The sequence below is a fragment of the Massilia sp. CT11-108 genome (assembly GCF_047302915.1).
GTDB classification, from domain to species: Bacteria; Pseudomonadota; Gammaproteobacteria; order Burkholderiales; family Burkholderiaceae_D; genus Telluria; species Telluria orientalis.
The window spans coordinates 1-5,578 of the sequence record NZ_JBKYMO010000374.1 but is presented as its reverse complement, the minus strand read 5'-3'; the positions used below and the strand labels follow the sequence as shown (position 1 = coordinate 5,578).

Annotated in this window: 10 protein-coding genes; 8 read left to right on the top strand and 2 right to left on the bottom strand. The window is 64.3% G+C overall.

What is annotated here, in order from left to right; all coding sequences use genetic code 11:
- The 4 genes from ACEN88_RS23210 to ACEN88_RS23195 form a co-directional block, all read left to right on the top strand.
- The coding region (locus ACEN88_RS23210) for a hypothetical protein (RefSeq protein WP_413343434.1) at window positions 1–487 on the top strand (487 nt) is incomplete at its 5' end.
- A gap of 31 nt (window positions 488–518) precedes the next feature.
- Window positions 519–1,247 (top strand): SMI1/KNR4 family protein, encoded by a 729-nt coding sequence (locus ACEN88_RS23205; protein WP_413343432.1) that lies wholly within the window; start codon window positions 519–521, stop codon window positions 1,245–1,247.
- 84 nt (window positions 1,248–1,331) lie between these two features.
- The gene (locus ACEN88_RS23200; protein ID WP_413343430.1) at window positions 1,332–1,574 is read left to right on the top strand and encodes a hypothetical protein; all 243 of its coding nucleotides are present in this window, start codon (window positions 1,332–1,334) and stop codon (window positions 1,572–1,574) included.
- Entirely contained in the window at window positions 1,571–2,044 is a 474-nt protein-coding gene (locus ACEN88_RS23195; RefSeq protein WP_413343428.1) for a hypothetical protein, read from the top strand. The genes ACEN88_RS23200 and ACEN88_RS23195 overlap by 4 nt, the downstream gene beginning before the upstream one ends.
- Window positions 2,045–2,101: 57 nt before the next feature.
- Here the strand turns inward: ACEN88_RS23195 and ACEN88_RS23190 are convergent, their stop codons facing one another.
- Entirely contained in the window at window positions 2,102–2,317 is a 216-nt protein-coding gene (locus ACEN88_RS23190; RefSeq protein ID WP_413343436.1) for a PEP-CTERM sorting domain-containing protein, read from the bottom strand.
- A 629-nt stretch (window positions 2,318–2,946) separates the two neighbouring features.
- Between ACEN88_RS23190 and ACEN88_RS23185 the strand changes: the two genes are divergently transcribed.
- Genes ACEN88_RS23185 through ACEN88_RS23175 form a run of 3 tightly spaced genes read left to right on the top strand, consistent with a single transcriptional unit; the run spans window position 2,947 to window position 3,944 of the window.
- Window positions 2,947–3,351, top strand: coding sequence for a hypothetical protein (locus ACEN88_RS23185; RefSeq protein WP_413343426.1), 405 nt, complete (start codon window positions 2,947–2,949; stop codon window positions 3,349–3,351).
- Window positions 3,344–3,589: a hypothetical protein gene (locus ACEN88_RS23180; protein WP_413343424.1), complete on the top strand. Its 246-nt coding sequence runs from the start codon at window positions 3,344–3,346 to the stop codon at window positions 3,587–3,589. Before ACEN88_RS23185 ends, ACEN88_RS23180 begins: the two co-directional genes overlap by 8 nt.
- 1 nt (window position 3,590) lies before the next feature.
- Window positions 3,591–3,944 (top strand): hypothetical protein, encoded by a 354-nt coding sequence (locus ACEN88_RS23175; RefSeq protein WP_413343422.1) that lies wholly within the window; start codon window positions 3,591–3,593, stop codon window positions 3,942–3,944.
- A gap of 12 nt (window positions 3,945–3,956) precedes the next feature.
- On the opposite strand, the gene ACEN88_RS23170 is transcribed toward ACEN88_RS23175, so the two are convergent.
- The gene (locus ACEN88_RS23170) at window positions 3,957–4,946 is read right to left on the bottom strand and encodes an aldo/keto reductase (protein WP_413343421.1); all 990 of its coding nucleotides are present in this window, start codon (window positions 4,944–4,946) and stop codon (window positions 3,957–3,959) included.
- Between the two features lie 133 nt (window positions 4,947–5,079).
- On the opposite strand from ACEN88_RS23170, the gene ACEN88_RS23165 reads away from it, so the two are divergent.
- Window positions 5,080–5,578 (top strand): LysR family transcriptional regulator (locus ACEN88_RS23165; RefSeq protein ID WP_413343420.1); only part of this gene is annotated, 499 nt, incomplete at its 3' end.

The following is a 5,578-nucleotide window of genomic DNA, read 5'->3' as shown; positions in this document are numbered from 1 at the left end:
CGTCTCGCTGCGTCCGCCTGCGACGGCTGCCGAGCCGCCGGCCACGCCGCCGGTGGAACCGCCGGCACGCGTCTCGGCATCGACGTATGCGCGCCTGCGCGCCAAGACGCCGAGTTCCGCCATTCAAAAACAGGTCAACGAAGGCGTGACCTTGCCGATGCCCGACCGGGCACTACCGGGCCTGACCGTGACGAAGCCGCTGCACGCGGACCATATCGTGTCGATGAAGCAGATCACGGAAATGGAGGGATTCGCCCGGCTGTCGCAGGAAGATCAGCTCGCCGTGCTGAACAATCCGCGCAACTTCATCGGCCTGAGCGAAACGGCGAATACGTCGAAGGGCGCGAAATCGTTCGCCGAGTGGACCGAATACAAGAAAGGCGGCATCGCCGTGGACCCGGCCTTCCGGCAGGAGATGATGCAGAAAGAGGTCGACATGGCGGCCGAGTTGCAACAGCAGATTTATAATCTCCTGGGCGGCGGCTAGCGTGCACCGGCAATCACTGAAAGACGAAGCGATGACAACAACACCCGACAAGAACGCGGTACTGAATGAATTGCAGCAGTTCGTGCAGCCGGCCGCATTGATGGCCTCGCCGGCCGAAGCGGAAGCGGATCCGGCCGTGCCCGTGCAGTGGCTGCGCTTCCTCGACGAGCAGGAACACGGCCGCAGGCTCGCGCTGCTCACGGAATGGAGCGACTTCGCCGCGGAGTGGCCCAGCGTCCAGGATTTCCTGCGGACGATGCTGAAGCACCTGTACGTGATGCGCGAGCAGGACGACACCTTGTCGCTGCTGTATCTCTACACCGTCGGCGGCAAGGACCTGAACTTTTTCCGCGGCCGCGCGCCGATCGCCGACGTGCCGGAACGCCTGCGCCCGATCTGGGACTGGGTGCCCGCCAAATTCCGCGATTTTTATACGCAGTTGCACGATGGCTGGACCTTCCTGCCGGCGAATTCGATGGGACCGCTGCCGGTCGAGGATTGGGCATTCCTGTCCGACGACAAGTTCGACATCGACGACGACACCGCACGCCGGCTACCCATCGATATCTCGCGAGCCGTCGCCGTGTTTCACAACGGCGCCGGCGATTACCTGTGCCTGAATTGCGTGGGCAACGGTGAAGCGACGGGAGTCATCTGGTGGCACGAAGATCCCGAGAATCCCGAGCCGGTCGATTTCTGGGGCGTGCTGGATGCCTGGGTCGGCATTTTTCTGGAAGAGGCGGACCGCCACGGTGCATGAGCGGATCGCCGCGCTGTGCAAGGAAGGCGATGCGCTGGCGTCGGCAGGCAGCGTCGACGACGCCAAACTGAAATACATGGCGACGTGCACTTCCACGCGCAGCGCTTCGACAAGGCATTCAAGTGTTTTCATAACGCGGTCCAATGTCCGAAAGGGCTCGGCAACCCCTACATTCACTTGCGTCTTGGGCAGCTCTACTTCGAACAGCGTCTCTTCGACAAGGCAGCCGATGAACTGACGCGCGCGTACATGGGTGGGGGGATCGATCTCTTCATGGAAGACGACGCCAGATACCTGGCGTTTCTCGAGACAAGAATCTCGCTGTGAAACGCCCCATCCATTACTGCAAAAGCTGGTCCCGTGCGAAGAAAAAACCGACCGAGCTTTGGCCTGCCGGGAAGGCCGAGGCGGCGCATCTGCATCGGCAACCCTATACGGCACTCGTTGGCAGTGCGGAACGGCCGTATTGTTTCGTGGACGTTGCCGCCAACGTCCTGGTCGTCGGTTTCCTCGACAGCCTGCTGCGCGAATCGCTGACGTATGCATTCAAGGAAGTCGAGGCAGGGAAGCTGTTCATGACGATGGCGGTTCACCGGAAATTCGAGGCCGACACCGACAGCGTGACGGGTGGCGTGACGTACATATTCGATCGAAGCGGCACGATGCGGATCCGGCGCGAATATTTCTGCCCGCATCGCGCGGAAACCGCAGCGTCGTCGTGCGATCCAGCGCCGCTTTACGACATGCGGCCCGAATTCGGACAATACGACGATATCATTCGCGTCGAGAGACAATGAGCGCGCGTTGAGCGACGCCAGCCCGGCACTTTCCGGCACGCCGGGCCGCACCCCGGTTCAGGCTGTCCCGCCCCCTTTACCCTGCGTCTTCGCACGCCGCATCAGCCCCGCCAGCGACACGCCGAGTCCGATCAGCGCGAGGCTCGACGGCTCCGGAACGGCGGCCGCCGGATCGGCGAAGGTCAGTTCCAGGTTGTCGAGATTGAGGATGTGGCTGGGATCGTCCGCGTAGATCGCGAATCCATAAATGTCTTGCGCACTGGTCAGCGCCACATGTCCGCGCAGGCTGCTCCCGCCCGGGCTCGGGTTGGCCAGCAATGCGCTGGCGATGGTCTGGCCATTCTTGTCGTAGGCGACGAGGTTCACGTCCCACGACGAAAAACTGTCGATGCCGATGGCAGTCACGGGCTTGCTCAGCAGCGCAATCGGGTAGGTCGAGCTGATGAAGTGATTGGATGGATTCCCGTCATAAAAGTCGGCCTGCAGCAGCGTCCCCTGGGTAAAACCCAGCCCGAGCGGGGCGTACAGCTGGTCCAGGGGTTGCAGGAAGGTGGAGGCAGTCGGCACATCGTCGGCGGTGCCAAGCACGCCGTCCGCGCCGGGGACATGTTCAAAATCGATGAGGACAGGGCTTGCGAACGCCGGCATGGCGGCAAGGCCGCAGGCCGACAGGAACAGGGAACAAAACAGTTTTTTCATCGGATGGACGGTGACGTTGAGTTGAGGAGACCCTGTACGGGCAGGCTGAAGCGGTAGCGATACTATTGAGTACTTGCACTCATGTCCACAACCCGGCGCAAGCGTGCGCGCCCATCCAAGACGCATACGCGTGTTCGTGAAAATGTGTGAGCCTGTGGCGCGGCCGAGATGCTATCGTTACGCCGCATCCGCTTCAAAACGACATGAACACACGACTGGAAATCTCGATGAAAAACCTGGTGCTGGCCACCGCCATCGGCCTCTCTTCGGCGCAGGCGCTTGCCTGCCCACTGTCCGACTCGCTGGCGAAGCGCTACGGCATCTCGTTCTCGGGTTTCAGCACCGCGGTGCCGGAATCCGTCGCGCCCGACACGGCCCACGGCGGCCCCTTCATCCGCGTGCGCATGCCGGACGCAGTCAATGTGCTGGATGGCTTCCACCACACCATCGTCATGGATCGCAGCACGAAGAAAGCCTGGATTCTCCGCACCGGCGGCTTCGTGGGCGTCTACCAGTGGTTCGGGCCGGTCGACGTCATCGATCCTGCGCTCGACAACTGCCGGCTGGAGCCGACAGACGGCGCGAATCGGGCGGAACGCCATGGATGACTCACTGCACGTGCGCGTGACCGATGACGAGACGATCAGCATCGATGGACGCCTGGTGGCCGGGAATGCCGAACTGGTCGACGCGCTCAGGTCGGCCTTGCGGGACAACCCGAACGTGGCGCTCGTGATCGAACCGGTGAAGCCCGAGTACTACACGGGCGTCGCGAAGGTCATCTACGCAAGCCAGCGCGCCGGGGTACCGGTCGAGAACCTGCGCTACGCGACCGGGACTGCCTAGCATGCGCCGCAGCGTGCCGTTGTTTCGAGGCCGTCAGGCATGCGCCTGCAGGCAACCGCCGTTCCGGTTCAACGATTACGAGACGGTGGAACTCGGCGAAGACAGCCGCGGGGCCGACGTCTCGCTCTCCACCTGCAACGCGTGCGGTACGATCTGGCTCACGTATCGCATCGACGAGCCGCACTATCATCGTTCCGGCCGCTGGTGGCGCGTCGACATCGCCGCCGCGGACGCGAGCACGTTGTCCGCCGCGACAGCCAGAGACCATGTCGAGCGTTCCCCCGCGGGGTTCGTCGGCGGCTCCTTCTTCGACTCGCCAGGCCGCGCCGTCACGGCCCCGATCACCGTCAGGTAAGTCGCGCCCCCATCAACGATCCACCATCGCCATCGCCTTCTCGTTGTACCGCGCCCCCGCGACGCCGATCTGCTCAAGCGCCCCATCCAGCCGGCGCAGGTCCTCGTCATCCAGCTTGAGAACGGCTGCCGCGAGATTCTGTTCGAGATAGGTACGGCGCTTGGTCCCCGGAATCGGCACGATGTCGTCGCCCTGCGCCAGCAGCCACGCCAGCGCAACCTGCCCCGGCAGTGCGCCATGCCGCGCCGCGATCTCCTTCACCAGGCCGGCGATGGCGAGATTGCGGTCGAAGTTCCCGCCCTGCAGGCGCGGGTCGTTCTGGGCGCGGAAGTCGTCCGCCGGATAGTCCTCGGCACGCTTCGCCGTGCCCGTCAGGAAGCCGCGGCCGAGCGGGCTGAACGGCACGAGGCCGATGCCCAGTTCGCGCAGCGCGGGCAGCACGTCGGCGTCGAGGTTGCGCTCCCAGATCGAGTACTCGCTCTGCAGCGCCGACACGGGCTGCACGGCGTGCGCGCGGCGGATCGTGGCGACGCCCGCTTCCGACAGCCCGAAATGCAGCACTTTACCTTCGCGGATCAGGTCCTTGACGGTGCCCGCCACGTCCTCGATCGGCACGTTCGGGTCCACGCGGTGCTGGTACAGCAGGTCGATGCGGTCCGTGCGCAGGCGCCTCAGCGAGGCCTCGACGACTTCGCGGATATGTTCCGGGCGGCTGTCGGCGCCGGCGAAATGGCCCTTGCCGATGACGAAGCCGAACTTGGTCGCGATCTGCACCTCGTCGCGCCGGCCTTCCAGCGCGCGGCCCAGCAATTCCTCGTTCGTGAACGGGCCGTACACTTCCGCCGTGTCGAAGAAAGTGCAGCCCAGGTCGATGGCGCGGTGGATCGTCGCGATCGATTCCGCGTCGTCCGGCGTGCCGTAGGCGTGGCTCATGCCCATGCAGCCCAGGCCGATGGCGGAGACTTGCAGTCCTTGGGATCCCAGTTGTCGAGTCGTCAGCATGTTCTTCATCCTTTTTTGCAAAATGCCGCCCGCGGCGGCCTGGTGACAATGTAGTCGTTGCACCTTGCAAAGAAAACACCAATAATCGGATAATCATTTTCCAAAAATGGAAGATGAGAGGAAAAGCGCGCCATTGGACTGGAACGATCTTAAATACTTTCTCGAAGTGGCGCGCGGCGGCAGCCTGACGCGCGCCGCGGACGTGCTGCGCGTGAGCCAGTCGACCGTCGGCCGGCGCATCGCCGAACTGGAAGCGCGCCTCGCGACGCGCCTGTTCGCCCGCTACCAGACGGGCTACCACCTGACGGACGAAGGCCGCGAACTGCTCGGGCGCGCGGAGGCCGTCGAGGACAACATGCTCGCCTTCGAACGGGGCGCGTCCGGCCTGAGCCCCGGCGTGTCGGGCCTCGTGCGCCTGGCCACGTCGGACAACCTCGCATCCGACCTCGTGATTCCCGCCCTGCCCCGTTTCGTCGCCCGCCATCCGCAACTGCGCCTGGAGATCGTCACGACGACGGCCGCCGTGGAACTGGGCCGGCGCGACGCCGACCTCGCGCTGCGTCTCGTGCGCCCCAGCCACGGCAACCTGAAGGCGCGCCGGCTCGGTGCGATGTCGTATGGCGTGTACGGGC